The 26,574-nt window shown below is 66.5% G+C and carries 28 protein-coding genes and 1 pseudogene; 9 read left to right on the top strand and 20 right to left on the bottom strand.

Annotated features, from left to right (window positions below; translation table 11 throughout):
* Positions 1-2 precede the first annotated feature (2 nt).
* The 5 genes from ATC04_RS16145 to ATC04_RS19520 form a co-directional block, all read right to left on the bottom strand.
* A complete protein-coding gene (locus ATC04_RS16145) occupies positions 3-914 on the bottom strand; it encodes an ATP-binding cassette domain-containing protein (protein ID WP_047118022.1) in 912 nt (303 codons plus the stop codon).
* Between the two features lie 2 nt (positions 915-916).
* Positions 917-1,306 carry a hypothetical protein gene (locus ATC04_RS16140; protein ID WP_047118021.1) on the bottom strand — a complete coding sequence of 130 codons (390 nt, stop codon included), beginning with the start codon at positions 1,304-1,306 and terminating at the stop codon, positions 917-919.
* A gap of 1 nt (position 1,307) precedes the next feature.
* Positions 1,308-1,652: a PadR family transcriptional regulator gene (locus tag ATC04_RS19780; RefSeq protein WP_047118020.1), complete on the bottom strand. Its 345-nt coding sequence runs from the start codon at positions 1,650-1,652 to the stop codon at positions 1,308-1,310.
* Between the two features lie 2 nt (positions 1,653-1,654).
* Positions 1,655-2,311, bottom strand: coding sequence for a CPBP family glutamic-type intramembrane protease (locus ATC04_RS19775; protein ID WP_160309065.1), 657 nt, complete (start codon positions 2,309-2,311; stop codon positions 1,655-1,657).
* 76 nt (positions 2,312-2,387) lie between these two features.
* The gene (locus ATC04_RS19520; protein WP_146956084.1) at positions 2,388-2,852 is read right to left on the bottom strand and encodes a hypothetical protein; all 465 of its coding nucleotides are present in this window, start codon (positions 2,850-2,852) and stop codon (positions 2,388-2,390) included.
* A gap of 724 nt (positions 2,853-3,576) precedes the next feature.
* Between ATC04_RS19520 and ATC04_RS19950 the strand changes: the two are divergent.
* Positions 3,577-3,862: pseudogene (locus tag ATC04_RS19950) on the top strand (hypothetical protein); the annotation flags it as partial.
* On the opposite strand, the gene pcaC reads toward ATC04_RS19950, so the two are convergent.
* The 6 genes from pcaC to ATC04_RS16095 form a co-directional block, all read right to left on the bottom strand.
* Positions 3,819-4,217, bottom strand: a complete 399-nt coding sequence (gene pcaC, locus ATC04_RS16120; RefSeq protein ID WP_047118017.1) for a 4-carboxymuconolactone decarboxylase — start codon at positions 4,215-4,217, stop codon at positions 3,819-3,821. The pseudogene ATC04_RS19950 and the gene pcaC sit on opposite strands and share 44 nt — an antisense overlap.
* 15 nt (positions 4,218-4,232) lie before the next feature.
* Positions 4,233-5,030, bottom strand: a complete 798-nt coding sequence (locus ATC04_RS16115; protein ID WP_047118016.1) for an alpha/beta fold hydrolase — start codon at positions 5,028-5,030, stop codon at positions 4,233-4,235.
* Complete coding sequence (locus tag ATC04_RS16110; RefSeq protein WP_047118015.1) at positions 5,012-6,415, bottom strand: lyase family protein; 1,404 nt, start codon at positions 6,413-6,415, stop codon at positions 5,012-5,014. Before ATC04_RS16110 ends, ATC04_RS16115 begins: the two co-directional genes overlap by 19 nt.
* 109 nt (positions 6,416-6,524) lie before the next feature.
* Positions 6,525-7,103, bottom strand: coding sequence for a protocatechuate 3,4-dioxygenase subunit alpha (pcaG, locus tag ATC04_RS16105; protein WP_047118014.1), 579 nt, complete (start codon positions 7,101-7,103; stop codon positions 6,525-6,527).
* Positions 7,104-7,937 carry a protocatechuate 3,4-dioxygenase subunit beta gene (gene pcaH, locus ATC04_RS16100; RefSeq protein WP_047118013.1) on the bottom strand — a complete coding sequence of 278 codons (834 nt, stop codon included), beginning with the start codon at positions 7,935-7,937 and terminating at the stop codon, positions 7,104-7,106.
* Positions 7,938-7,980: 43 nt separating this feature from the next.
* A complete protein-coding gene (locus ATC04_RS16095) occupies positions 7,981-9,177 on the bottom strand; it encodes a 4-hydroxybenzoate 3-monooxygenase (RefSeq protein ID WP_047118012.1) in 1,197 nt (398 codons plus the stop codon).
* 289 nt (positions 9,178-9,466) lie between these two features.
* Between ATC04_RS16095 and betT the strand changes: the two genes are divergently transcribed.
* Both betT and ATC04_RS16085 read left to right on the top strand, forming a co-directional pair.
* On the top strand, positions 9,467-11,746 hold the full coding sequence (gene betT / locus ATC04_RS16090) for a choline BCCT transporter BetT (protein ID WP_052772203.1): 2,280 nt from the start codon (positions 9,467-9,469) through the stop codon (positions 11,744-11,746).
* 103 nt (positions 11,747-11,849) lie between these two features.
* Positions 11,850-12,647 (top strand): aspartate dehydrogenase domain-containing protein, encoded by a 798-nt coding sequence (locus tag ATC04_RS16085; protein ID WP_047118215.1) that lies wholly within the window; start codon positions 11,850-11,852, stop codon positions 12,645-12,647.
* On the opposite strand, the gene ATC04_RS16080 is transcribed toward ATC04_RS16085, so the two are convergent.
* A complete protein-coding gene (locus ATC04_RS16080) occupies positions 12,644-13,393 on the bottom strand; it encodes an IclR family transcriptional regulator (RefSeq protein WP_047118010.1) in 750 nt (249 codons plus the stop codon). The genes ATC04_RS16085 and ATC04_RS16080 overlap by 4 nt on opposite strands.
* A gap of 103 nt (positions 13,394-13,496) precedes the next feature.
* Positions 13,497-14,690, bottom strand: coding sequence for an aromatic acid/H+ symport family MFS transporter (locus ATC04_RS16075; protein ID WP_047118214.1), 1,194 nt, complete (start codon positions 14,688-14,690; stop codon positions 13,497-13,499).
* A 222-nt stretch (positions 14,691-14,912) separates the two neighbouring features.
* Here ATC04_RS16075 and ATC04_RS16070 point away from each other — a divergent pair, with 222 nt between their 5' ends.
* From ATC04_RS16070 to ATC04_RS16050, 5 genes are all read left to right on the top strand, one after another.
* Positions 14,913-16,118 carry a thiolase family protein gene (locus ATC04_RS16070; protein ID WP_047118009.1) on the top strand — a complete coding sequence of 402 codons (1,206 nt, stop codon included), beginning with the start codon at positions 14,913-14,915 and terminating at the stop codon, positions 16,116-16,118.
* Between the two features lie 65 nt (positions 16,119-16,183).
* Positions 16,184-16,855 (top strand): 3-oxoacid CoA-transferase subunit A, encoded by a 672-nt coding sequence (locus tag ATC04_RS16065; protein WP_047118008.1) that lies wholly within the window; start codon positions 16,184-16,186, stop codon positions 16,853-16,855.
* A complete protein-coding gene (locus ATC04_RS16060; protein ID WP_047118007.1) occupies positions 16,855-17,505 on the top strand; it encodes a 3-oxoacid CoA-transferase subunit B in 651 nt (216 codons plus the stop codon). The genes ATC04_RS16065 and ATC04_RS16060 overlap by 1 nt, the downstream gene beginning before the upstream one ends.
* 93 nt (positions 17,506-17,598) lie before the next feature.
* Positions 17,599-18,381 carry an IclR family transcriptional regulator C-terminal domain-containing protein gene (locus ATC04_RS16055; protein WP_047118006.1) on the top strand — a complete coding sequence of 261 codons (783 nt, stop codon included), beginning with the start codon at positions 17,599-17,601 and terminating at the stop codon, positions 18,379-18,381.
* A 119-nt stretch (positions 18,382-18,500) separates the two neighbouring features.
* Positions 18,501-19,163, top strand: a complete 663-nt coding sequence (locus ATC04_RS16050) for a hypothetical protein (RefSeq protein WP_052772202.1) — start codon at positions 18,501-18,503, stop codon at positions 19,161-19,163.
* Here the strand turns inward: ATC04_RS16050 and ATC04_RS16045 are convergent.
* Genes ATC04_RS16045 through ATC04_RS16035 form a run of 3 tightly spaced genes read right to left on the bottom strand, consistent with a single transcriptional unit; the run spans position 19,128 to position 22,501 of the window.
* Entirely contained in the window at positions 19,128-19,679 is a 552-nt protein-coding gene (locus ATC04_RS16045) for a TetR/AcrR family transcriptional regulator (protein ID WP_047118005.1), read from the bottom strand. The two genes, ATC04_RS16050 and ATC04_RS16045, sit on opposite strands and share 36 nt — an antisense overlap.
* Positions 19,680-19,714: 35 nt before the next feature.
* Complete coding sequence (locus ATC04_RS16040; RefSeq protein WP_047118004.1) at positions 19,715-20,938, bottom strand: saccharopine dehydrogenase C-terminal domain-containing protein; 1,224 nt, start codon at positions 20,936-20,938, stop codon at positions 19,715-19,717.
* Positions 20,939-20,989: 51 nt separating this feature from the next.
* The gene (locus ATC04_RS16035) at positions 20,990-22,501 is read right to left on the bottom strand and encodes an APC family permease (RefSeq protein WP_047118003.1); all 1,512 of its coding nucleotides are present in this window, start codon (positions 22,499-22,501) and stop codon (positions 20,990-20,992) included.
* Between the two features lie 343 nt (positions 22,502-22,844).
* Between ATC04_RS16035 and ATC04_RS16030 the strand changes: the two genes are divergently transcribed.
* Positions 22,845-24,050 carry a glycerophosphodiester phosphodiesterase family protein gene (locus ATC04_RS16030; protein WP_047118002.1) on the top strand — a complete coding sequence of 402 codons (1,206 nt, stop codon included), beginning with the start codon at positions 22,845-22,847 and terminating at the stop codon, positions 24,048-24,050.
* 52 nt (positions 24,051-24,102) lie between these two features.
* Here ATC04_RS16030 and ATC04_RS16025 read toward each other — a convergent pair whose 3' ends face one another.
* From ATC04_RS16025 to ATC04_RS16010, 4 genes are read right to left on the bottom strand one after another with little or no spacing between them, the layout of a single operon-like run.
* Positions 24,103-24,606 carry a MogA/MoaB family molybdenum cofactor biosynthesis protein gene (locus ATC04_RS16025; protein WP_047118001.1) on the bottom strand — a complete coding sequence of 168 codons (504 nt, stop codon included), beginning with the start codon at positions 24,604-24,606 and terminating at the stop codon, positions 24,103-24,105.
* Complete coding sequence (gene moaC / locus ATC04_RS16020; protein WP_047118000.1) at positions 24,593-25,075, bottom strand: cyclic pyranopterin monophosphate synthase MoaC; 483 nt, start codon at positions 25,073-25,075, stop codon at positions 24,593-24,595. The genes ATC04_RS16025 and moaC overlap by 14 nt, the downstream gene beginning before the upstream one ends.
* The gene (gene glp, locus ATC04_RS16015; RefSeq protein WP_047117999.1) at positions 25,068-26,300 is read right to left on the bottom strand and encodes a gephyrin-like molybdotransferase Glp; all 1,233 of its coding nucleotides are present in this window, start codon (positions 26,298-26,300) and stop codon (positions 25,068-25,070) included. The genes moaC and glp overlap by 8 nt, the downstream gene beginning before the upstream one ends.
* A 3-nt stretch (positions 26,301-26,303) precedes the next feature.
* On the bottom strand, positions 26,304-26,555 hold the full coding sequence (locus ATC04_RS16010) for a MoaD/ThiS family protein (RefSeq protein ID WP_047117998.1): 252 nt from the start codon (positions 26,553-26,555) through the stop codon (positions 26,304-26,306).
* Positions 26,556-26,574: the final 19 nt, after the last annotated feature.

Genomic DNA, 26,574 nt, shown 5'->3' with positions numbered 1-26,574 from the left:
AGTCAAAGTACTTCCGTCCGGTGAACACTGTATTCACCCTGTGTAAGGCGCAGGTAGGCTTCCTCCAGCTGGTGTTCCTGTTGCGATCCCAGCGAGGTGATCAGTATTCTGTGCTCCATGGCAATCTGCGCCACCTGTCGATTGCTGGCCTGGACCTTGAGCCAACCAGGGACGGCATGGTCCGAGACGGCAAATCCATGAGCCAGCAGCAACTTGGCGAGTTTCTCCGGCTCGTCGGCTTCGACGCTGACTTGTGAATCCGGGTTGCTGAGATCCGACAGCGTGGATTCCGTCGCGACGCTGCCGCGGTCGATGATGACCACGCGATGAGCGTAGGATTGCAGCTCCTGCAGGAGATGGCTGGAAACCAAAACGCTTCCCCCGTCCTGGGCGAACCCTGTCAACAAGCCGCGCAGCCAGCTGATGGCTTCGATGTCCAGCCCGTTGACGGGCTCATCCAGGATCAGGCACCGAGGACGCCCCAGGATTGCAATTCCAAGCCCGACGCGCTGGCGCATCCCGAGAGAGAGGGACTTGAATCGTCGTTTGGCAACAGATTCCAATCCCATTTGCTCAATAACTTCGTCGCGGCGGCTGTTGCTGATCCCGAGCATGCCTGCTGCAAGACTGAAGCTGTCGCGAACATTTCGTCCTGGATGCCGAGCGGCTGCGTCCAGCAGCGAACCGACTGCCGCTCCCGGGTTCGGCAGGTCGGAATACCTGACCCCGTCGTAAAGAATGGAGCCTGAATCGGGGGTGCCCAGACCCAGCACCATTCGCATCAGCGTAGATTTTCCGGAACCGTTAGGGCCCAAAAGGCCGGTGATTTGTCCTGCAGGTATCGAGCACGATATCTCCTTGAGGATATGCGCCTTCCCGTAATGCTTGGATACCGAAGAAACTTGGATATGCATGCTTATTCAACGCCCTTTGGGATTCGATGATCTACCATTGCGCCAATGATCGAGCCGATGAAAGCTATGGCCAGCGCGCCAACGAGGGTCAGAACGCTGATCAGCGGGTTGGACTCCCCGGCTGTGGCAAACGAGGTAACCACCCGGCCGAGGACCACTAGTACGGCGACGGCAACAGCAACGGTGATGATCCAAAAACCCTTCGATGTGGCTTTCCCCTTGGTGAACGTTTCGGCGAAACTTTTCTCCGGACCGAAAAGTTCCAATGGGGTGCTTTGAGCCGCCTCGGATTCCGCGCGGACTTCCCGGAGGGTTTGTGCGACGACGGACTCCGGCATGCGGCGCCAGCGAAGCTGATAGGCCAGGTTCTTGAAGTATTCGTCGTTCATCATGTCAGTGCTTCTCTTCGTCTAGTAATTGATTGGTGACCGCAGTGAACTCACGCCACATTTTGGTCTCCGTTTTCAGAGCAACAAGGCCGGCGGCGGTGATTCGATATGTCTTGCGGCTTGGGCCGTGCTCCCCTTCTACCCATTCAGTCTCGACCAATTCGTCGTCGACGAGGCGTCGGAGGAGCGGATACAGGGTTCCTCCGCCAACATTCCCGAGGCCGTAGCCCGCCAACAATCCGATAACTTCATGCCCGTACGTTCCGCTGTGGCGATGGATGGTCCTCAGCACACATAGCGTCAAGGAAGCCTTGAGCCACCCGCTGGGCCATTTCTCCGCTTGATTCATAACTAGATCGTAATCCGATCTACAAAGGAAGTCAATGAAGGTCGCTTTGCGTTGCCAAGGAGCAGTAGCCAGCTGACCGCAAGGACCAGCGCAATATCCATGCCGAGAATCACGGGACCTACCAACAACTCGCTGGCTGTTTCCGAAAGGGATATAACCATGAGATTGGCGATCAAGTGAGTGGCTGCAGAGGCAATCCATGAGCCAGTCAGCGCACATATGGCGAATGCCGCCAAGGAAAACAATGCTCGATCAGCAACTAGCCAGGGGTTGCTGATCGGGTGGGCTAGGCAGAATCCAACAGTCGCTGCAGCTGGGATCATCCATCGATGGCGTGGACGAAGATGCTTGCGCATCCTCCAGGGAAAGTACCTGAAGGCAAGCTCTTCCGCACATGAGGCGAGGGCCAGCCCGATGAGCACTGCGGGAGACGTCCACTGGGCGACTCCCGCGATCAAGGCGAATAGGACGGCGACCACGCCTATGAATTTTCCGGTAGACGGGCTTCCGGCTTCTGGATATTTTTCAGGGTTGTTGCAGATCAGGTAGGCGGCCGTGGCCGCGGTTGCCATAACGAGCGCGCCAAACCATTCGCTCGCCACGAGGTGATCCCATGCTAGCGCCAGGCTAGCGAGAGTTAGCATGGCGCTGATGGCCACATATGCAAGAAGTCTTGTCATTTCGAATTGGGTTCTACAGGGTCGCCCGCGTTGCTCGCGGGCGACCCGCTAGATGCTAGAAGAAGTAGTGCCAGAGAGCGTCGAAGAGCTCCCAGAGGCCACCCGAGGCAACGAAGTCGATTCCCCAGCGGATCCACGAAGCGAGGCTATTCCACCATTTCTTAAACGCGTTCCATCCTTTTTTGACGGCGGACTTCATGCTGTTCCAGATTTGAGGAGCATTTTTCTTGATCCAGTCAATGACTGGCTTGATGCTGATTCTCTTCTGCGCGTCGGAGGCCGAAGCTGTTCCGAGATCCGGGGAGGCGACGCTGCGCGTGCCGCTATCCGCAGCAATGGATCCGGACGATACGGTGCTCGCCGACGATGCGACAGTTTGGACGGACGAGATTGAGGGCTGGGCAATGGCGCTAGCGGCTCCGGTAACTGGCGCAAACAGCAGGGCGCCACAGAGTGCCGCAGCCAGGGTGCGACGCTTGATCGGATTGGCCGATGGCGTCGTCTTTCGAGCTTGACTCATTTCGAGTTCCTTTGTCTCTCTTGTGAATGATGATGGTCCTGCAGGATCCGAGACCAATGTATATAAATCCATCGCATTTATGTCCAATACGACAAAATGTTAAGGCAAGCGTGGTGCGTTCGGATATCCTGTAGCGGTTTGGCGGCAGAGTCATGTTATATTGCCGTAAGTTGACTAAACCCCAATTCATTCACGCTAAGTTATCAAGTATTAGCAAGCAAAATGACCTATTTTTGTCTTGAGATCATTCTGAATGCTTGTAGATGCGGTGCGTGTTTGGCCCCTGTTCGGCCGCCTGTTGCATCTGGGGGATTGACGCAATTCGCGGTTGGCGACACAAAACACTATCTGTTAGTGTTTTGAACTGCTTTCTGATGGGTTGCGCAGTCCGTCCGTTCGGGCGCGGCCTAGCCGCACTTCCGAAAAAGGTATTTAAGGTCGGAACTTGCTTTTGCCTGTGCGGCAACAGATGCGTACGCGACTGCCTTGTGGCTTCCGTCAGATCGTTCGCCGACAGGCAATGAATGAGTAGCAGATGACCCGGTCGATTCGAAACGTGGCCCGTGCGCGGCACGCGATGGCGGTTGCAGAAGCAACTCGCGCGGTGCCGTGGCCTCAAAGAATTTCAGCGTTGGTTCGAATGCCAGGTGTAATAGCGCCAAAGTTAAAGGTGCGCTGGGTGCCGAACGACAACGGGCTGTTCCGCCGGCACCACGCATTCACGGACGCGGGGGCCAGGGAAGAAGCATCCGCATTCGCGTCTGTGCCGGCCGCAGACCAAGAGCAAGGTGCAGCGGTTCAACCGGACGATGCTGGAGCAGTGGGCGTACGCGATCCGGTACCGCGCGGTGGCTGAGCCGGTTGCTGCTTTGCAGGGGTGGCTAGGTTATGAGAACTACCGTCGAGGGCAAGCTTCGCTGAAGGCCCGAGTACCGACCGACAGTGTTCTCAACCTTGGCAACACAGCTAGGAGGCCTCGTACTCGGCCAAAACTTTCTTGCCGATCTTGAACGCGACGTTGGCCGCGGGCACCGAGCAGTAGATGGCGCTCTGGAGGAAAACTTCCTTGATTTCATCAGGGGTCATGCCGTTGCGCAGGGCCGCATGCACGTGCATTTCCAGCTCCTCCCAGTAGCCGCCGGCGATCATGGCGGTCAGGGTGATGGCGCTGCGGGTGGTGCGCGGCAGGCCGTCGCGGGTCCAGATGGTGCCCCAGGCGTAGCGGGTGATCATCTCCTGGAACTCGTCGGTGAAGTCGTTCGAGGTGCTGGTGGCGCGGTCGACGTGCTCGCCGCCGAGCACTTCGCGGCGCACCACCATGCCGGCGTCGTAGGTGTCGCCGGGCAGGCGCTGGGAGTCAGTCATGTAGCTAGGCCTTTGCTAGTTGGCGGTGAAGAAGTTGATCAGTTCTCGTGCGGTCGCGGCCGGGTCCTCGGCCGGGGCCAGATGGGCCACGGTGTCGATGACGGCGAAGGCTCCCTTCGGGGCGTGCTCGGCGATGAACTGCGCGTCACTTGGCGGGCAGACCTGGTCGTGGGCGCCGTTCAGGCCCAGGATCGGATCGGTCATGGCCGCCAGCTGCTCGCGCAGGTCGAACCCGGCCAGCGCACCGCAGACGTGGGCGTAGGAGAAGCGGTCGGCATCCTGCAGGTTGTGCAGCAGGTTGGTGGAGGTGACCGCGTCCTTCTCGATGAAGCCGGGGGCGAACCAGCGCTGCGCGGAGCCGACCACCATGGTCGGGGTGCCGGCCTGGGCGACCAGTTCGGCGCGTTCGGTCCAGGCTTCCGGGGTGCCGATCTTCGCCGCGGAGCAAACCACGGACAGAGCCTTGAAAACGCCTGCATGGTCGTTGGCCAGCTGCAGGGCGATGGCCCCGCCCACCGAGACGCCGGCGTAGTACAGCGCCGCGTCCTGGCCGATGACCCCGTCGCCGCGCAGCGCGTCGATGGCGTCCATGACGCCCTGGGCGAGCTGCGCCATGGTGAACGGTTCGGCGGACGGCTTGCTTTCGCCGTGGCCGGGCAGGTCCCAGGCGATGAGCTGGAAGTGGTCCTTGAGGAAAGGCGCGGCCGGCCCCCATAGGTGCAGCGAGGAGGTGCCCAGCGAGGGGCCCAGGATCAGCGTCGGCAGCGAGGTATCGAGGTTCAGCAGCGAGGGGGTTAGTTGTGGGACAGCCATGATTCCTTCCACAGGGCATAATCGGCAAGAACTGTATGGGTGAAGCGTGCGGCGCTGCCCAGGTATCCGGCGGGATCCAGCAGCGCGTCGAGCTGGGCGTCGGAGAGGTCCGCGTGGGAAACCTCCAGGCGCAGCAGCTGGCGCAGCCCGATCGGCTCGGTGAGCGAACGCAGCACAAGTTTCTGGATGGAGGGCTTGCCGCCGGTGATGACCGGGGCCAGCACGGTGGCGATGCGCTCGGAGAGCACCGCATCCCCGCCCAGGGCGAGGTTGCGGGCCAGCGCCGGCTCGTTGACGGTCAGCCCGTTGGCCAGCACATCCGCGTGCTCGGCGGCGCCAATTGCCAGGCGCAGCAGCTCGCGCAGTGCCGGCCATTCGGCATGCCAGCCGCCGTCCGGGCGCTCGTCCGCCGCGGTGCCGGCGGCGGTGAAGAGCGTGGAGACCAGGCCCGGGGCGCCCAGCGCGGCGGTGCGCAGCAGCAGCGAATGCACGGGGTTCTGCTTCTGCGGCATGGCCGAGGAGCCGCCCTTGCCTGCCTCGCGCGGTTCGGACAGCTCGCCGATTTCCGGGCGGGAGGCGGTGAGCACGTCGGTGCCGAAGGTGCCCAGCGCAGCGATCACCGCGCCCAAGGCGGAGCCTGCCTGCAGCAGCGGCACGCGGTTGGTGTGCCAGGGGACCTGCGGGTCGCTCAGCTGCAGCTGATTGGCCAGTTGCGCGGCCAGCTGCGCGCTGTCCGCGGCGCTGGCCGAGGTCGAGAGGAACTGGTCCAGCGAGGCGAGGGTGCCCACCGCGCCGCCCCACTGCAGCTGCAGTTCGGCGGCCACCGATTCCAGCTGGCGGCCGGCGGCGAGCACCGCCGACAGCCAGGAGGCGGCCTTCCAGCCGAAGGTGGTGGGCAGCGCATGCTGGGTCAGCGACCGGGCGATGCACGGGGTGTCGTCGTAGCTGCGGGCCAGTTCAGCCAGCCCGGAGGCCGCCGAGCGCAGCCGGGGGAGCAGCTCGCGGATGCCGCGGGACAGCAGCAGCATCAGCGCGGTGTCGATGATGTCCTGGCTGGTGGCCCCGCGGTGCAGGGCAGTGCCTGAACCGGCCGGAGCGCCGTCGTCGACCAGCCGGGCGCGCATCATGCCCAGCAGCGGGATCAGCGCGTTGGCCCCGTCGGGGGTCAGCGCGGCCAGCTCGGCCAAGTCGTAGCGCCCAACGTCGGCTACCGCCTCCACGGCGGCAGACTGCGCGGCGGTGCACAACCCGGCGGCCGCCTGCACGCGCACCCAGGCGGCCTCGACATCCAGCATCGCCTGCACGAAGGCCGCGTCATCGGCCAGACGGGCGCCGGCCCCGCCGGCCCAGACCGGGTTCAGCACCCCGTAGTCGGCAATCATCATGGCAAAACCTCACTTGTGGCAGTACGTCCAATACCCCGCCGGGGTGGAAGGCCGCGGTGCGCGGGCACCTGCAGCTTCCACCCTAGCGGGGCACATGGTCTTCTTGTATTCAGCTTTCGCGCGGGTAGGACAGGAACACGGTCTCGTCCTCGCCCTGCAGGCGGATGTCGAAACGCAGCGAACCGTCCGCCTCGCGGGTGGCGATCAGCGTCTTGCGGCGGTCCTCGGGCAGCGAGGTCAGCAGCGGGTCATTGGCCAGCGCTTCGGTGTCCTCCGGCAGGTAGATGCGGGTGAACAGGCGGTTGAGCAGTCCGCGGGCGAAGACGGTGAGCATGATGAACGGGGCCTTGCCCTCCTCGGTGGGGCCCGGGTTCACCGTCGTGAAGGTGTAGTGGCCCACGTTGTCCACCGGCACGCGGCCCCAACCGGTGAAGGTGTAGCCGTCGCGGACCAGCGAACCGTCGGCCGAGGCCACGTTGCCGTGCTCGTCCGCCTGCCAGATTTCAAGCATCGAGTCCGGGATGACCTCGCCGTTGCCGTCGTAGACCACGCCGTGCAGGCGCACCGCGGCCGGGTGGGCCTGGTTGACCAGCTCGCCGCCCTTCTCGAAGGGCAGCGCGTAGCCGTAGAACGGGCCGATGGTCTGTCCCGGGGTCGGGACGAGCTTCAGTTCAGGTGCCTGTGCCATTTAGTTCTCCCCCTCTTCGTCTTCCATCCAGGTGCGGTTGCTGCCGGTGAGCACGATGTCCCAGTTGTAGCCGGTGGCCCATTCGTGGCTCGTGATCGAGTGGTCGTAGGTCGCGACCAGGCGGTCGCGGGCCTTCTGGTCGGTGATCGCCTGGTAGATCGGGTCCAGGGCGAACAGCGGATCGCCCGGGAAGTACATCTGGGTGATCATACGCTGGGTGAAGTCGGTGCCGAACAGCGAGAAGTGGATGTGTGCCGGACGCCAGGCGTTGTGGTGGTTCTTCCACGGGTACGGGGCCGGCTTGATGGTGGTGAAGGAGTATTCGCCGTTTGGTCCGGTGATCGCGCGGCCCACGCCGGTGAAGTTCGGGTCGATCGGGGCCGGGTGCTGGTCGCGCTTGTGCACGTAGCGGCCCGCGGCATTGGCCTGCCAGATCTCGATCAGCTGTCCCGCCACCGGGCGGCCGTCGCCGTCCAGCACGCGGCCAGCCACGACGATGCGCTCGCCGATCGGTTCGCCGTTGTGCTGGATGGTCAAGTCGGATTCGAGGATGTGCACGTCGCGCTGGCCGAAGGCCGGGGAGTGCAGCTCGATGGTCTCCGGGTCGGTGTGGTGCAGGTCCTTGGTCGGGTGGCGCAGCAGCGAGGAGCGGTAGGGCGCGAAGTCCACGCGCGGCTGCGTTTCTTCCTTGGCCCCGGCCAGCACCTGCTGGCGGTAGGCCTCGTGGATCTCGCTGATCTCGGTGCTGATTTCCTCCTGGGACGCGGTGGACGCGGCGGGATCCAGGACGTGGGCGTTCTCGAAGGACTCGTCCGGTGCGGTCTGGGTGCTCATCGGTGGGCTCCTTTCGTGGTTTGGCGGGCGTGGGGTGCGGGAATTAGGAGTGCGGCCAGCCGGTGTAGGACTCGGCCAAGTACTGCATCCCGTAGCGCGAGGAGGTCACGGTGTCGAGCTCCCCGAGGGCGCGCTGGGCCATGAACGGATCGGCGTTCACCGGCGTGTGCAACATGGAGGTCATCCAGTAGGAGAAGTTCTGGGCCTTCCAGACCCGCTTCAGCGCGAGGTCCGAGTAGCCGCCCAGCAGCTTGTCGCTGCCGGTGGAGAAGAACGAGTCGAGCGCTTCGAAAAGCACCTTGACATCGGCGAATGCCAGGTTCAGGCCCTTGGCGCCGGTGGGCGGCACGGTGTGCCCGGCGTCGCCGATCAGGAACATGCGCCCGTGCGAGAGCGGCTGGCGCACAAAGGAGCGGAAGCCCAGCACGGTCTTGTCGAAGATCGGCCCGGTCTTCAGCTCGAAGCCGTCAGGCCCCGCCACGCGCTTGTTCAGCTCGGTCCAGATGCGGTCCTCGCTCCAGTTATCCACGTTTTCGTTCGGGTCGCACTGGAAGTACATGCGCTGCACGGTTTCGCTGCGCTGGGAGATCAGCGCGAAGCCGTGCGGGGAGTTCGCGTAGATCAGCTCCGGGGAGGACTTCGGAGCCTCGGTGAGGATGCCGAACCAGGCGAACGGGTAGGTGACCTTGAAGTCCTGCTTCACGGAATCAGGCATCTGGCGGCGGGCGAAGGAGCGCGAGCCGTCGGCGCCGACGATCACGTCGGCGTGCACCTCGAATTCGACGCCCTCGGCGTCGGTGAAGCGGAACTTCGGGGTGCTGGTCTCCATGTCCAGGATCTCGGTGACCTCGCAGTTGAAGCGCACGTCGCCGTTGTCGCGGGCTCGGGCCGCGGCGAGGTCCACGAACACCTCGTTCTGCGCGTAGAGGGTGACGGTGGCGTCCACCAGATCGCGGAAGTCCAGCGGGTGGGATTCGCCGTTGAAGCGCAGGTCGATGCCGGCGTGCTCGTCGCCGTGGGTCAGCACGCGGCTGTCGACGCCGGAATCGGTCAGCATGGCTACCGCCTGGGCCTCCAGGATGCCGGCGCGGTGGGTGTTGCGGATGGTCTCGTGGTCGCGCATCTCGACAACGATGTTGTCGATGCCTGACTTGGAGAGCAGGTGGGAGAGCATCAGGCCGGCGGGGCCGCCGCCGATGATGCCGACCTTGGTTTTCAGAATACGGGCTGCCTGCGCCATGGGGTTCCTTCGTGTGTACTGCCATGTGTTGCGGGAGAGGACCGGCCAGCGCGGCCGCGCCGTCTACATGGACGCCGACGTTGAATCCTCTACAGCATGACGGTGCGGTGCCTCACACTTCCCCTCCCTTCCCGATGAATGAGAAAAATGGGGTTTCCGCGCGGCTGGCAATCTGCAAGGCGCCGTGGTGGACCCGGCGGCCGCGGTGGTACTTTCGCTACAGGATGCCGGGCCTACCGCACCGCTTCGCTGATGATTCTGAGGAGCACCAATGTCTGATCCAGAAAAAATGTCTGATCCGGGAAAGCAGCCGTTCACGAAGGGCGGGGAGGACAACGTCGTCATCGAGAGGGAATTGTTCGGGGTGAGCAGGAAGCCCCGGGAAGCGGGCCTCGACGAGCTCAAGGCCCCGATTTCCAGTGCGGAGCTCAGCCGGGGGCCGAAGGACCTGGGCGAGGATCCCGGGCCGAAGGTCAACTGGCGGGTCTTCGCCATCGCCGCTGCGGTCATCGTCGCCTTCTCCTTGTGGGCCATGTTCGCCCCGGGGCACGCGGCCTCCACGATGCACAGCATGGTGTCCTGGATCGCGGAGAACCTGGGCTGGTTCTACGTCATCACCGTCACCCTGGTGGTGGCCTTCGTGCTGTGGGTCGCCTTCTCCAAGGAGGGCAGCGTGCGCCTGGGGCCGGATCATTCGCGACCCCAGTACAAGCTGGTGACCTGGGTGGCGATGCTCTTCGCGGCGGGCGTGGGCATCGACATGCTCTTCTACTCGGTCACCGGACCGATCACCCAGTACCTCGTCCCGCCGGCGGCCGACCCCGAGTCGGCGGCGGCCGCGCAGGACGCGGTGGTGTGGACGATGTTCCACTACGGCATCGCCGGCTGGTCCATGTATTCGCTGCTGGGCATGGCCATGGGCTACTTCGCCTACCGCTGGGGCATGCCGCTGTCCATCCGCGCGGTGCTCTACCCGCTGCTGGGCAAGCGCGTGCGCGGCGCGGCCGGAGACGTCATCGACATCTTCGCGCTGATGGGAACCGTCTTCGGCGTGGCAACGTCGATGGGCATCGGCGTGGTGCTGCTGAACGTGGGCTTCTCGATAATCTTCGGGCTGCCCGAAGGGCTGGCGCTGCAGATCGCGCTGGTGCTGGTGGCGGTGCTGATGACCATCGTGGCGTGCACCTCCGGCATGGACAAGGGCATCAGGCTGATCTCCGAGCTGAACATGTGGGCGGCCGGTGCCATGGTGCTCTACATCCTGGTCACCGGCCATACCTCCTTCCTGCTCAACTCCTTCGTGGAGAACATCGGCCGGTTCATTGTCACCCTGCCCGAACGCACGCTGCAGACCTTCGCCTACCAGGACGGGGGAGCCGAATGGATGGGCAGCTGGACGCTGTTCTTCTGGGCCTTCTGGCTGGCCTGGGGCCCGTTCGTCGGATTGTTCCTGGCCCGGATTTCCCGGGGCCGCACGCTGCGCGAATTCGTGATCGCCGCGATCACCGCGCCGGTGCTGTGCGACTTCTTCATCGTCTGCACCTTCGGCAACTCGGCGCTCTGGGAGGTGTTCAACGGGAACCGCGGGTTCGCCGAACTGGCCATGGCGAACCCGGAGCAGGGCTGGTACGAGCTGCTCTCGAAATTCCCCGGAGCGCCTTTCCTGATCGGCCTGGCCACGCTGTCGGGCCTGCTGTTCTACCTGACCAGCGCCAACTCCGGGGCCATGGTGATGTCGAACTTCTCCTCCACCATCAAGGACCCGAGCCAGGACGGCGCCAAGTGGATGCGCATCTTCTGGGCGCTGGTCACCGCGCTGCTCACCATCGCCATGCTGATCGCCGGCGGGGTGACCACCATGGAATACGCGACCCTGATCTTCGCGCTGCCGGTGACCATCATCGCCTACCTGGTGATGGCCTCCTTCTTCAAGGTGCTGCGCATGGAACGCGCGGAACGCGAAGGTCAGGTGCTGCGCCGCCGCTCGACCGCGGCGGACGGCGGCACCGCCCCGGAGAAGACCTGGCGCCAACGGCTGGCCGGGCTGCGCGCCTACCCCTCGGACCGCGCGGTCGGCCAGTACGTGCGCGAGACCCTGCATCCCGCGCTGCAGGACGTGGCCGCGGAATTCACGCAGCTGGGCTACGACGCGCAGCTGTCCTCGCTGGCCGGCGCGGACAGCGGGATCACCGAGTACACGCTGCAGGTCAACATCGAGGGCCACCGCAGCTTCCAGTACCGCACCGCCGCGGTGCAGGCGCCGGTGCCGGCCTTCGGCGGCCGCGCCATGTCGCGCCAGATCGACGTGTACTACCGGCTGGAAGTCTTCACGCACACCGGCTCCGAGGGCTACGACCTGATGGGGCTGAGCCGCCAGCAGATCATCAACGACGTGCTGGACCGCTTCGAGTCGCACCTGGGATTCCTGCAGTACTCCAGCGAGAAGGACTACGCCTCGGTGCTCACCCCGCCCCCGCCTCCCACCGGCACGATCCCGGTGGTGGACAACGAGGCGGCCGACGAGCCGGACGAGGCCGCCCCGGGCGATCCGCCGGAGGATCGAGGGTGACAGGGCCCGGCCAGCTTAGGCATAACCTCCACGCTGGCCTAAGCTGGCGGTAACCCGCCACCTGCCTGGCGGATTGGAAACTTGCTCTACTGAATGGATGGTCATGGCACCGGGCACCGCACAGCGTATTGGAGTCCTGGGGCATGGAGCCATCGGCTCCCTGGTGGCCGCCGAGCTCGCGGCCGGCCGCGTGGCAGGGGGCGTGCTGGAAGGCGTCATCCTGCGCCGCGGGCAGGAGCTACCCTACGCGCAGTTCTCGCTGGATGACGCGCTGGAACGCTGCGATCTGATCGTCGAATGCGCCGGGCAGCAGGCGGTGCGCGACCATGCGGCGGCGATCCTCGACGCCGGGGTCGACCTGCTGCTGATCTCCCTGGGCGCGCTGGCGGACCGGGGCCTCGCCGAGCGGCTGGCCCACGCCGGGCCCGGCCGCCTGTTCTGCAGCCCGGGCGCGGTGGGAGGCCTGGACCTGCTGGCCTCCGGCGCCCGCATGGGCGCGTTCTCCGAGGTTCTCATCACCACCCGCAAACTCCCCTCAACGCTGGTCCAGCCGTGGATGGGCGCCGCCCGGCGCGCAGGGCTGGAATCCGCCGCCGCGCCCGTCGAGGTCTTTGCCGGGCCGGCCAGGCAGGCGGCGCAGCAGTTCCCCAAGTCACTGAATGTCGCGGCGGCGGTGGCGCTGGCGGTCGGGAACTGGGACGTGGTTTCCGTGCGCCTGCTGGCCGACCCCCTGGCCGAGCTGACCGAGCATACGATCGAAGCCCGCGGCGCCAGCGGCGACTACTGCTTTTCCATCAAGAACCAGCCCTCGGCGCGCAATTCCCGCACCAGCGGCGTGGTGCCCTGGGCGGTGCTTCGCTCGCTCGAAGCCGCGCTCGGAGCGCGCGGCGGGCTGATCTAGCTCTCCGCCGCGTAGCCCAGCGCGCGGGAGATGCCGCGCGCCGCGGTGCGCAACGCCAGCGCGGCGGCCGGCAGTGTCGCGGAACCGCGCGGCACCACCACGGACAGCACCGCCAGCGCGTAGCCTTGCAGGTCCAGGATGGGCGCGGCCACGCCGGTGGTTTCCTCATCGATGTAGCCGTCCATGGAGGCGAAGCCGTTGCGGCGGATCTCGGCCATTTCCGCGCGGAAGTTCGGGTGGGTGGCCAGCATCAGCTCGCGGTGGCGTTCAAGGAACCCGTGGATGACTTCGGGCTTGGAGAAGGCAAGCAGCGCCATGCCCATCGAGGTGCGGTGCACCGGCATGCGCCCGGCGACGCTCGCTTGGTTGACCACGGATCCCGGGCGGGAGAGCCGCTCGATGATCAGCACCTCGTCCTCGTGCAGCAGGGACAGCTGGGTGTTCTGCCCCAGCAGCGCGTTGATGTCCTCCATGAAGGGCAGCGCCGCCTTGCGCAGGCCCTGCGTCGCGGCGCTGCGGTTGGCCAGCTCCCACAAGCGCAGGCCCAGGGTTACCTGGCCGTCCTTGCCGCGGGAGAGCAGTCCGTGGGACACCATCTCGTCGAGCAGCCGGTACATGCTCGCCTTGGGGATCTGCGCGCGCCGGGCCAGGGCCAGTACGCTCATCGACGGCGTGTGCTGGTCGAACGCGTCGAGGATGCGGACCAGCCGGTCCAGCATCGAATCCCCACTGGGCGAATTGGCCATGGAACCTACTCTAACTGCCCGATCCGGCAGGCGGTCGGACGACGAACGCCGGGCCCTTGGGAGGGGCCCGGCGTTGCTCGAATGGAATTGATTGAGTGCGCCGCTAGGCGCTCTTGGGCTTCGGGATCTGCGCGATGACCAGGACCGCGATCAGCGCCGCGCCTCCGTAGAGGAAGAACGCGCCCGGGTAGGCGGTGCCGGCGGCCACCATCAGGCCGGTGACGTAGGGGCCGATGATCGCCCCGAAGCGTCCGATGCCCGAGGCCAGGCCGATACCGGTGGCCACCATGTCACGCGGGTACACGTGGCCTGCATACGCGTACATCAGGCACTGCGAGCTGAAGACGAACACGCCGGTCACGAACAGCACGGTGTTCAGCAGCACCTGGCTGCCGAACGGCACTGCCAGCAGGACCAGGAAGACCGCGGAGGCGGCGAACCAGAGCAGCGAGACGAGCTTGATGCCCTTGGCATCGGCCGCGTAGGCGCTGATGATCAGGCCGGCGATCGCGCCGAGGTTCAACACGAAGAGCATGGTCAGCGAATCGGCCACCGGGTAGCCGGCGGCGCCCATGATCTTCGGCAGCCAGGCGTTCAGGCCGTAGACCAGCACCAGGCCCATGAACGCGGCGATCCACAACCCGATGGAGCTGCGCAGGTACTTGGGCTTGAGCACGTCCATGATGGAGGTCCGCTCGCCGGACGGGGTGATGTCGCTTTCGGGCAGCTTGAACCACAGCAGCGCCAGCAGTACCAGGCCCAGGCCGCCGCCCAGGTAGTAGAGGAGCGACCAGTGGACCCCGGCGGCCTTGCCGGCCAGCGAGGCCAGTACCGCACCCAGGTGGTAGCCGACCATCGGCAGGTTGTTGGCCAGCGCGCGGCGTCCCACCGGGGCGTTCTCCTGCATCAGCGCCAACGCCACCGGCATGCAGCCGCCCAGGCCGAGGCCTGCGATGAAGCGCACCAGGCCCATCAGGTTGGCCGAGGGCATGATCGGGAAGATGAGGGTGAAGATCGAGAAGACGAGCACCGCGAGCAGCAGCGGGCGGCGACGCCCGAAGCGGTCCGCCAGCCGGCCCATGAAGGCCGCGCCGACGCCCACGCCGATCAGGGAGAAGGTGTTGACCCAGTTCATTTCATTGACGCTGAAGCCGCCGACGTTCGGGTCGGTGAGCACTGGGATCGTCGCGCCCAGGGCGACGATGTCGTAGCCCTCGAAGACCACGATGAAGAAGCAGAGGGCGGCGATCCAGCCACCGAGTTTGACTGGGGTGGTGCCAGCGGATGTCGTGGCCAATTCAGGTCCTTTCGAAAACTCCTCGCCATGAATGGTGACGCTCATCATGACCTAGTGAGACTAGCACCTCATTCGCAGTGTGGACAAATGTTCACTTTGCGAACTTTTTGAATCGATCGTTTCCATCTAAACCCTTGAGGCCGCAGGTGCGGGACTGGTAAAGTTCTTATTATGAACTTAAGTTCACATAGTGAACTTTTCAATCGTGATGGAGCAGTGACTATGCAGCAGGCCTACCTGTACGACGCAATCCGCACCCCGTTCGGCAAGATCGGCGGCACGCTGTCCGGGCACCGCCCTGACGACCTGGCCGCGCATGTGGTGCGCGAGCTGGTGGCCCGCTCGGCCTCGCTGGACCCGGCAACCATCGACGAGTCGATCTTCGGCAATGCCAACGGCGCCGGCGAGGAAAACCGCAACGTCGCGCGCATGGCCACCCTGCTGGCGGGGCTGCCCACCTCCATCCCCGGCACCACGATGAACCGCCTGTGCGGCTCCTCGCTGGACGCTGCCATCGCCGCTTCCCGCCAGGTCGCCACCGGGGACGCCGATCTGGTGCTGGTCGGTGGCGTCGAGTCGATGAGCCGCGCCCCGTGGGTGCTTCCCAAGACCGAGCGCCCCTTCCCGATGAGCAACCTCGAGCTGTCAAACACCACGCTGGGCTGGCGCCTGGTCAACCCTGCCATGCCGGGCGAATGGACCGTCTCGCTGGGCGAGGCCACCGAGCAGCTGCGCGAACGCCACCAGATCACCCGCGAGGACCAGGATGAATTCTCCGCCCGCTCGCACCAGCAGGCCGCCGCGGCCTGGGACGCCGGCAAGTACCAGGACCTGGTGGTCCCGGTGCCGCCGGCGAACAAGCGCGGAGCCGAAGTCACCCGCGATGAAACCATCCGCGCCGATTCCACCGCGCAGACCCTTGCCGGGCTGCGCACGGTCTTCCGCACCGGAGAGAACGCCACCGTCACCGCCGGCAACGCCTCGCCGATGTCCGACGGCGCCTCGGCGGCCTTCATCGGCTCCGAGCGCGGCGGGCAGCTGCTGGGCGCCGCGCCCATCGCCCGCATCGTCTCCAACGGGGCCTTCGCGCTGGATCCGCAGTTCTTCGGCTTCGCGCCGGTGGAAGCGGCCAACAAGGCAGTCGCCAAGGCCGGACTGACCTGGAAGGACATCGCCGCGGTCGAGCTGAACGAGGCCTTCGCCGCCCAGTCGCTGGCCTGCGTGCGCGCTTGGGACATCGACGAATCCATCGTCAACGCCTGGGGCGGAGCGATCGCCATCGGCCACCCGCTGGGCGCCTCGGGCCTGCGCATCCTTGGCACCTTGGCCCGCCGCCTGGCCGAATCCGGCCAACGCTACGGCGTGGCCGCCATCTGCATCGGCGTAGGCCAAGGCCTTGCCGTGGTCCTGGAAAACACCACCAACTAACAGCCGACCAACGGGGGATGCGAACCCCCGGTCCCACGACATCCTGAACCTAGAGAGGCAACAAGATGGCACCACGCATCGCCACCAGCGCGGCCGACGCGGTCGCGCAGATCACCGACGGTTCCACCGTCCTGATCGGCGGCTTCGGCAACGCCGGGCAGCCCATGGAATTGATCGACGCGCTCATGGAGTGCGGCGCCACCGACCTCACGGTGGTCAACAACAACGCCGGACAGGCCGACGCCGGCCTGGCGCTGCTGATCAAGGAGCGCCGGGTCACAAAGATCATCTGCTCCTTCCCGCGCCAGTCCGACTCCTGGCATTTCGATGAGGCCTACCGTGCCGGGGAGATCGAGCTGGAGCTGGTCCCGCAGGGCAACCTGGCCGAGCGCATCCGCGCCGCCGGCGCCGGCATCGGCGGCTTCTTCACCCCGACCGGCTACGGCACGCTGCTGGCCGAGGGCAAGGAAACCCGCATCATCGACGGGCGCGGCTACGTGCTGGAATCGCCGATCCACGCTGACTTCGCGCTGATCAAGGCGCTGCGCGCGGACAGCTTCGGCAACTTGGTCTACCGCAAGACCGCACGCAACTTCGGCCCCATCATGGCCACCGCCGCCGCGCAGGCCATCGTCCAGGTGGACGAAATCGTGCCGGCCGGCGGCATCGATCCGGAAAACGTGATCACCCCGGGAATCTACGTCGACACCGTGGTGGCGCTGGGAGGCAGCAACTAATGACTACGTACACGCCAGAAAAACTCACCCGCGATGAAATGGCGCAACAGGTGGCCGCGGACATCCCCGCCGGCGCCTTCGTGAATCTGGGCATCGGCCAGCCGACCAACGTCTCGAACTTCCTCACCGCCGACCAGGGCGTCACCCTGCACACCGAGAACGGCATGCTGGGCATGGGCCCGGTCGCCACCGGAGAGGACATCGACCCGGATCTGATCAACGCAGGCAAGATCCCTGTCACCGAGCTGCCCGGCGCCAGCTTCTTCCACCACGCGGACTCCTTCGCGATGATGCGCGGTGGGCACCTGGACGTCTGCGTGCTCGGCGCCTTCCAGATCTCCGAGGCAGGGGACCTGGCCAACTGGCACACCGGCGCCGAGGGCGCCATCCCCGCCGTGGGCGGCGCCATGGATTTGGCCATCGGCGCCAAGCAGACCTGGGTCATGATGAGCCTGTTCACCAAGGCCGGCGAATCCAAGCTAGTCAAGGAGCTGAGCTACCCGGTCACCGGGCTGGGCTGCGTTTCGCGCATCTACACCGAGGTGGCGGTGTTCGAGTTGCGCGATTCCAAGGTGTTCGTACGCTCCACCCACGGCGTCAGCTTCGAGGAATTGGAAGCCCGCATCCCGGTGACGCTGGAGCGCGCCTAAGCGGATCGGCTTTGGCAGACCAAGTAGATTAGTGGGGGTGCCCGTTGCGGGCGCCCCCGCTGGTATTTTTCGACGAATTTCAAAGGATGGCCGATGAGCGAGCAGAGCACGGGCACCGCCGGTGTGCAGTCCCTGGCCCGCGGCCTGCAGGTGATCAGCAGCTTCGACGCGGAGCACGCCTCCATGACGCTCTCCGAGGTGGCAGCCCGCACCGGCCTGTCCCGCGCCACCGCCCGGCGCTTCCTGCTCACCTTGCAACAGCTGGGCTACGTCCGCTCGGACGGCAAGTACTTCGAGCTGACTTCCAAGGTCCTGCAGCTGGGCTACGCCTACCTCTCCAGCGCCACGCTGCCGCAGCTGATCGAGCCGGTGCTCGAAAGCCTGTCGGCCGCCGTGGGCGAATCAGCCTCCGCCGCCGTGCTGGAAGGCAGCGAGATCATGTACGTGGCCCGCGTGCACACCCGCTCCATCATGCGGGTGGGCATCTCGGTGGGCACCAGGTTCCCCGCCATCCACACCTCCATGGGGCGTGTGCTGCTGGCCCACGCCGGCGAGCAGGCCATCGAGGCGGCGCTGGCCGGCCTCCAGGGTCCGCTGGCCCCGAATACCATCACCGATCCGGCCGCGCTGCGCGCCGAACTGGCGCTGGTCCGCGCCCAGGGCTTCGCCGTGGTGGACCAGGAGCTGTCGGTGGGGCTGCGCTCGGTCGCGGTCCCGGTGCACCGCCCGGACGGCACCGTGGCCGCGGCCATGAACGTGTCCATGAGCGTGGGTCCGACCGGACCGGCTGACGCCTCCGAGGCCGCGCAGGCGATCCTGCCGCAGCTGACGGCCGCCGCCGCCCAGGTGGAACAGGCGCTGGCCGCCAGGAAATAGGAGTCGCGCCGAGTTCGAAGACACATTGTCCGGGGTGGAGGCTGTCGGCCGCCAGCTCGGGGCCTCGGGCGACCGGCGACGGCCTGCGCGGCCGGAAGTATCCCTGGCACCTGCGCCTGGTGGCGACGACCTTCTGGGTGGGGGAGGTCTTCGACCCCGAGGCCGCGGACGGCTCCCAGGTCATCAGCGCTTACGAAGGCTGGCGGTATGAGCGCTCCGGCGGCTGCAACGGGGTCATCGAGGACGGCGTCTGCCAGACCGAGCCGCGCAGCGCGGAGAACGGCTTCTTCCCCAGCTCCATGACCCCGAAGCAGACCCCCTTCTACCTGGACCTGCCCTTCGCCGACGTGAACAACGTCGCCGCCTTCGCCCTGCGCGGGCAGACCCCGTTGGCGCAGGATCCGGGTTACGCCGGGGACCTGGAGAATCGGGAGTTCTCCTGCAAGAAGAACCGCTGGGTGCAACTGCAGTACAAGGGGAACACCTGCTCCGCGCAGATCCAGGACGCCGGCCCGGCCGAATACGACGAATTCGACTACGTGTTCGGCGACGGCGGCACCGGTCCGAAGGGCACCAAGCACAACGACGCCGAGCTGAACGGCACGCAGGCCGGGGTGTCCTGGCGCTTCGTGGACGAGGTGGACGTGCCCGATGGACCGTGGAAAACCATCGTCACCGATTCCGGCTACGACTGGACCAGCGGCGGGCCCGCAGACAAGCAAGTCCGCCGAGGAGCAGGATCGCGCTCAAGCTGTCTCGGCCGCCGGCCTGCAGGCCAGTAGCTGCCTCACCAGCTGCTGCAGTGTGTCGGCGGTCAGGAAGCCGTCCTGGTGACCGCGCGAGATGTCCAGGTGGTAGCTGACCCCGTCGCCGGCCAGCAGCGCCAGCTTGGCCAGCACCGGGTCGCCCAGCGCGTCGTTGAGCACCTGGTACCAGAGGTCGCGCCCGCGGCGCAGCGCCGCAGAGGCATCCTCGTTGCCGCGCTGGGCCAGCCGGGTGGCAGCCACGACCATGCGTTCGAGCGGCGAGTCCTCCTCCATGGAAGAGGCGAAATAGTAGTGCACCGCCTGCGCGGGATCCGCGCTCATCGTCGCCACGTCCGCGTCGATCAGCTCGTTCAGGCGCCTCACCAGTTCGGTGTCCAGCGCCTGGCGCGAGCGGAAGTGGTGCAGCAGCCCCGCCTTGGACAAGCCGCTGCGCTTGGCGGTGGCATCGATCGTCGCCTCGCGGGCGCCGTGCTCGTAGAGCAGCGCCACGTAGGCGTCGAGGATGATCTCCTGTTTGGTTGCGGTGCTCATGGGCGCGGTTTCTCCAGGGGCTCAGGGCTGCAAGTTTACTTTTCGACGATACCCCACGGCGAGCCATAGCCCGCCGGTTCGGCCGCAGCCAGCAGGTCGAGGAACGGGGTGGCCTCGAAGGCCTCCGGGCCGAGCACGCCGGCGCCTGACCAGGTGCCGTTGGCCAGCAGCTCCAGGGCGATGACCGGGTTCAGCGCGGTCTGCCAGACCACTGCCTGGGAGTCGTCGCGGGCCATGGTGTCCTCGTTGTCAGCCACGTGGTACAGGTAGCGCGAGCCGGTGGACCCGTCCTTCAGCGTGCCGGTGACCAGCACGCCGGCGCAGGTCTTGCCCTTCATCAGCGGGCCCAGGGTGGCGGGATCCGGCAGGCAGGCGGCGACGACGTCGCGCGGGGAAACCTGCACGCCGCGCACCGGGACCGGGTCGGTGGAATCCAGGCCCAGCTTGTTCAGGGTCTTGAGCACCTCGATGAATTCGTTGCCCAGGCCGTACTTGAAGTCCACGCGCTGCGCGTCAAGCCAGCGCGGCATCATGGTGACTTCCTCGTGCTCCACGTTCACGCATTCGACTTCGCCGATGCCCTCCGGGAACTCGAAGAGGATCGGCTCGGAAAACGGCGCGGTGGTGTACCAGCCGCCCTTGGCCTTGTCGAACATCACCGGCGGGTTCAGGCATTCCTCGATGGTGGTCCAGATGGAGAAGGACGGGGCGAACTCGTAGCCCTCAACGCCCAGGTTGGCGCCGTCGCGCACGCTGAGCTCCTCGATCGTTTCGAACAGCTCGTCGGCCGCGTAGCGGGCCAGCACGTTGGACAGGCCCGGCTCCACGCCGATGCCCACCAAGGCCAGCTGCCCGTCGCGCTCCCATTCATCGGCCACGGCGAACTGCTCGTCGCCCAGCTTGATGTGGGTCTGGGCGAACGGCTGTTCGGGGTGGCGCTGGGACAGGCTCATGGCCATGTCCAGGTAGGTGACCCCGGCGGTTTTGCAGGCGTTGAAGATCGGCATCACGAAGCGCGGATCCACGGCGTTGAGCACGTGGGTGGCCCCGGTGGAACGGATCAGTTCCACCAGCGAGTCCTCGGAGGACGCGTCGACCTGGGCGGCGGCGTAGCGGGTGTCGCCGATCGCCTCGATCAGCTGCTGCGGGCGGGCGGGGTCGTAGTCGGCGATGGTGAGCGTTTCGAAGAAGCTGCGGCGGGAGGCGATGCGGGCCGCGGCGGAGCCGACGCCGCCGGCGCCGATGATCAGGATCTGCATGGAAGGTGTTCCTTTGGTGTAGTTGCCGGGTGTCGAAGGATTCTGGGGTGCCTAGTTTTCCGGAACCAGTACCGGGGTGTCGCGGTTCAGCGAGCGGCCGGCGAAGTAGTCGCGCGACGCCGGGCGCAGCGCCCACAGCCCCATGACGACCAGGCCCAGGGCCAGCGAGCCGACACCCATCACGAAGGTGCCGCTGATGCCCAGGATGGTGGTTGTGCCGTATTCCGGGTCGAGCATGCTGATGGCCGAGTAGATGAACACCGCTGACATCATCAGCCCGCCGACCAGCGGCATGACCAGGCGGAAGCACAGGTTGCGCAGCGAGTCGGTCAGCGAGGAGCGGAAGTACCAGATGCAGGCGAAGGAGGTGATCGCGTAGTACAGGGCCACTGCCAGCGAGGTGCTTTCGATGGTGTCGGCCAGGATGTCGCCGGAGATGATGGTCATGCCCACGTAGAAGACCAGCGAGGCCGAGCCGGTGAACAGCGTCGAGAATGCAGGGGTCTTGAAGGCCTCGTTGACCACGCCGAAGCGCTTGGGCAGCGCGCCGTAGACGCCCATGGACAGGGTGCCGCGGGCGGTGGGGAGGATGGTGGTCTGGCAGGTGGCCAGCGCGGAGATCGCCACGGCAAGCACCAGCAGCCAGCCCCAGGATCCCATGGCGTCCAAGCGCAGCGCGAAGAACACGTCGTCCGCGCCTTCAGGGTTGCCCAGTCCCTTGCCGGTGTCGCCGATGCCGGCGAACATCATGGTCAGCACCGTGATGCCGATGTAGGTCACCAGCAGCATGGCGGTGGACAGCAGCGCCGCCAGACCCGGGGTGGTGCGCGGGTTCTTGGTTTCCTCGGCCAGCGCCAGGCAGGTGTCCCAGCCCCAGTAGATGAAGATCGCGATCAGCACACCCTGCACGAAGCCTGCAGGGTTGTCGGTGGCGAAGGGGTTGAACCAGTCCCAGGAGAACTGCAGGCCCAGTTCCGGCATGGTCTGGATCGCGAAGTACAGCCCGATGCAGAAGGCGATGATCGCCGCGTACTGCAGGGCCATCAGCAGGTACTGGGTGACCGCGCCGGTTTCCACGTCGCGGTAGGAAATCCACGTCATGGCGATGATGATCAGCGCGCCGAACGCGGTGACCAGCACCTTGGAGTCGGCGATCGAGCCGTCGCCGATGAGCAGCAACAGGTACTTGGAAGCGACCTCGGTCTGGCTGGACATCACGATCACGCCGGCGACCATCACCGCCCAGCCTGCCATCCAGCCGGTTTTCGGGCCGAAGGCCTTGGCGGCCCAGGTGAAGGCGGTGCCGCTGTCGGGGATCGCGGTGTTCAGCTCGCGGTAGGCGAAGGCGGTCAGGCACATCGGGATGAACGCAACGATCAGAGCCGCAGGGGTCTGCGCCCCGGCGGCTATGACGATGAAGCCCAGGGTCGCGGCCAGCGAGTACAGCGGCGCGGTGGAGGCCAGGCCGATGACGGTGGACTGCATCAGCCCGAGCTTTCCCGCCGCGAGCCCCTTGCTGGTCAGCTTCGGGAGTCTGCTCGTGTGCTGCTGCGTCGTCGTCATACGTGGAAGTCCTCCCGGGAAATACGTCAAGCCTGAAATTTAACCAACCAACTGGTTGGTCTGCTATATCCTGCCAACTTCGGGGAAGTGAGTCAAGTTACACCCCCGGGTGACGCGCTGCACCACCGGGTGTGGGCGGGGTTACTTTGAATCGTTCAAGGAAACCTTCCCGGTGCGGTGTTTCCGCGGGCTGCGGATCCGGCGGCGCGGCGGTCCCTTCGACCGCAGGATGAATCAAGTGTTTCCTCGATTCTCATCCGGCGTTAATTCCTCCGTGGCTGGTCCTTTGCCGGACTTCGGCACAGTTGACGGCATCAAGGAGACCTACAGGAGGAACAAACCCATGACGTTGCGACCTCTCGCACTCGGCACCCTGGCTCTGGGCATGGCAGCAGGCATCGCGGTTCCAGCGGCGGCGGCTCCGGTGGACCACTCGGCGCAGGACGCCACCCTCATCGGCCACCGCGGGGCGGCCGGCGTGGCCCCCGAGAACACCCTGTCCGCCATCAAGGCCGGCAGCCAGTCGGGCGCCGACTACATCGAGATCGACGTCCAATTGAGCAAGGACGGCGTGCCCTTCATCTTCCACGACGAAACCCCGAACCGGACCACCAACGCCAAGGACGTGTTCCCGGGCCGGGAAAACGACCCGATCACCTCCTTCACCTGGGAGGAGCTGCAGCAGCTGGATGCCGGATCCTATTTCTCCGCGGCCTTCGCCGGCGAGAAGATCCCGCACTTCGACAGCGTGCCCGGAGCCCTGGCCGGCACCACCGGCGTCTACATCGAAATCAAGTCCCCGGCGAAGTCCCCGGGGGTGGAGCAGCTGGTCGCCGACGCGCTCGCCGAGGACAAGGGCTGGTCGCGGCTGCTGGAGCAGGACCGGATCGAGGTGCTCGGCTTCGACGCCGCCTCGAACCGGACCTTCGCCCAGCTGGCGCCCGAGGTGCCGCTGCAGCAGCTGGCCGGAAGCGTGCCGGACGCCGCGACCCTGGAAAGCTACGCGCAGTTCGCCGACTCCTTCGGCACCAGCTACCGCACGTTGGATGCCTCCGGCGCGCAGCGCGTGAAGGACGCCGGGCTTCAGCTCGGGGTCTACACGGTGAACTCGACCGAGGCCGCCGAGCAGTCGCTGGATCTGGGTGTCGAGCGCATCACCGGCGACTTCCCGCAGCAGGTGGCGCGCCACCTGTCCGGGCGCAAGCCCTTCCCGTCCAACGACGGGCTGGTGATCGCGGAATCGGTGAACGACGTGCCGGGCAACGACCTGCAGCCTGAAACCGGGGAGCATGTGGTGCTGGAGAACACCGGGCGGCGCACGCTGTCCCTGGAGGGCTACCTGGTGCGCGACGCGGCGAACAACGTGATGCGCATTCCGGCCGGCTACCAGCTGGAGCCGGGCGAGCAGCTGCGCCTCTACCCGGGGCCGGGCACCAACGGCGCGCAGGCGGTCTACCTGGACGGCGGCGTCGCGGTGCTCAACAACGGCGGCGATTCGCTGGCGCTGTGGAACGCCAAGGCGAAGCTGATGGACACCTACGCCAACTAGGAGCGGTCGGAAAGCAGCAGGTCCCGGGCGAATACCCGGGACCTGCATCTCGTTAGCGGCGCGGGCCGTGCCCGTCGTCGGCCCGGGGACCGGAACGCTGCGTCAGCAGGTGCTCGAGGATCGGATCCAGCACTGCCAGCCCGTCCTCCACCCCGCCCGAGGATCCCGGCAGCGTCACCACCAGCGTGCGGCCGGCGAATCCGGCCACCCCGCGGGTGATCACCGCCATGGGCGTGGAGCTTTCGCCGCGGCGGCGGACGGCCTCGATGATGCCAGGCAGCTGCACGTCCAGCAGCGGGGCGACCATTTCAGGGGTCTGGTCATCGGGGGAGACCCCGGTGCCGCCGGTGGTCAGCACCACCGAGGCGCCGGTGGCGATCTCCGCGTCCACCGCGAAGCGCACGGGCTGCCCGTCGGTGACCACCAGCGGGCCGGCCACTGTGAATCCGCGCTCGGCCAGCCAGCCGGCGAGCACCGGTCCGGTGGTGTCCGCGGCGCGCCCGGCCGCGGCGCTGGTGGAGGCCACGATGACCGAGGCGCGCCTACTCAACTGCATCACGGGCCCAGTCCCCGCTCTTGCCGCCGGACTTCGCCAGCACCTTCACCTCGGTGACCTCTGCCTGCTTGTCCACGGCCTTGACCATGTCGTACAAGGTCAGCGCCGCGACGCTGGCGGCGGTCAGCGCCTCCATCTCCACCCCGGTCACGCCCTTGGTGGTAACCTGCGCGGTGACCAGTACCGCGGAGTCCTGCGCCTCGAAGTCCACCGACACCTTGGAGATCGGCAGCGGATGGCACAGCGGGATCAGCTCCCAGGTGCGCTTGGCGGCCATGATGCCGGCGATGCGCGCGGTGCCCAGCGCCTCGCCCTTGGGCAGGTTGCCGGTCATCAGCATCTGCACCACCTCCGGGCGGGTGGTGAACAGCGCCTGCGCGGTGGCCACGCGCTTGGTCACGGCCTTGTTGCTGACGTCGACCATGTGGGCGCTGCCGTCCTCGCGCAGGTGGGTGAGTTTCTCAGACATTCATTCTCCAAACATCGATCGTGGTTCCGGCGGCCAGCTGCTCGACTCCCACCGGGATGTGCACCAGCGCGTCCGCACGGGCCAGGTCGTGGACCAGGTGCGATCCCGGATCCAGCACCCGGACCTTTCCCTGCTCCAGCAGCGCGCGGCGCACCTGGTGCTTGCCCGCAGGCGAGTGAACCTCCGCAGCCAGTTCGTACGGTTCGGGGACCGGCTCGGGCAGTGCGGCCAGCTGGCGCAGGGCCGGGGCGAGGAACAGTTCCAGCGAGAGCAGCGCGCTGACCGGGTTGCCCGGGAAGCAGAGCACCGGGGTGCCGTCCAGCTGCGCGAAACCCTGCGGTCCTCCGGGCTGCAGCGCCACGTGGTGGAAGCTGCCGCCGCGCGGGGCCAGCGCCTCGCGCACCACCTCGTAGGCGCCGGCGCTGATGCCGCCCACGGTGAGGATGAGATCGACCTGCCGGGCCTGCGCCTCCAGCGCGAGGCCCAGTGCCTGCGCGTCGTCGGGCAGCCGCAGGGTGTCCACCTGCGCGCCGTAGCCGCGCAGCGCGGCGGCGAGCATGGGCGAGTTCGAATCCGGGATCCGTCCGGCCTGAGAGGTTCCGCCCATCAGTTCGTTGCCGGTGGTGCACACCAGCACCCGCAGCTTCCTGCGCACCGCTACCTCGCGCACGCCGCTGGCCGCCAGCGCGCCGATCAGCGTGGGGGTCAGCCGCGCCCCGGCCTCGGCGACCAGTGCGCCTGCCTGCAGGTCCTGGCCGACGGGGCGGATGAAACGCCCGGGCTCGGACGGTGCGGTGAAGGTCGCAGAGCCAGTTGGCCCGCCTTCGCCGGCGCGCACCAGCTGCCCGAAAACGCCGTCCGAGGTGGCTTCCACGGGAACGACGGTGTCAGCCCCGGCCGGGATCACTGCCCCGGTCATCACCGGGGAGACGGTGCCGGGCAGCAGCTCGATCTGCCGATCCCCGGCCGCGGCGGTGAAGCCCAGCGGCAGGGAAACCGGGTGTTCGCCGCTCGCGCCTGACAACTCCGCGCTGCGGGCGGCATACCCGTCCATCTGGGAATTGGTGAAGGCGGGGATGGGAAGCAGTGCAGGCAGCTGGGCCGCGGCAACCCGTCCGGGCAGGTCCGCGGCCTCGACCGGCAGCGTTTCGGAACCCAGCGCCGCGATCGCCGGGACCAGCAGTGCGGCGATTTCCGCGCGGTGTCCATCCAGGGTGCAGGCCATGGCTTATCCGCCGGCGAAGGGCGGCAGCACGTCCACGGTCAGCTCGCCTTCCGGGCCGAGCTCGCCGTCATCGCGCCTCACCACCCCGTTGATCAGGAAGCTTCCGGCGCGCAGGACCTGGGCCATGGGATCGCCGTAGGCGCCGACCAGTTCGGCCCGCAGCTGGGCCAGGGACTCGGCGCGCGGCCAGCTCTCCTGCTCGGTGCCCGCCGCGGCCGCCGCGGCGGCGAAGTAGCGTATCGTAATCTGCGACATGACTTCATGCTATCGCCTA

The organism is Arthrobacter sp. YC-RL1 (genome assembly GCF_001454985.1).
Classification (GTDB): Bacteria; Actinomycetota; Actinomycetes; order Actinomycetales; family Micrococcaceae; genus Glutamicibacter; species Glutamicibacter soli.
The sequence above is the reverse complement of the archived record's forward strand: the minus strand, read 5'-3'. Positions and strand labels throughout refer to the sequence as shown.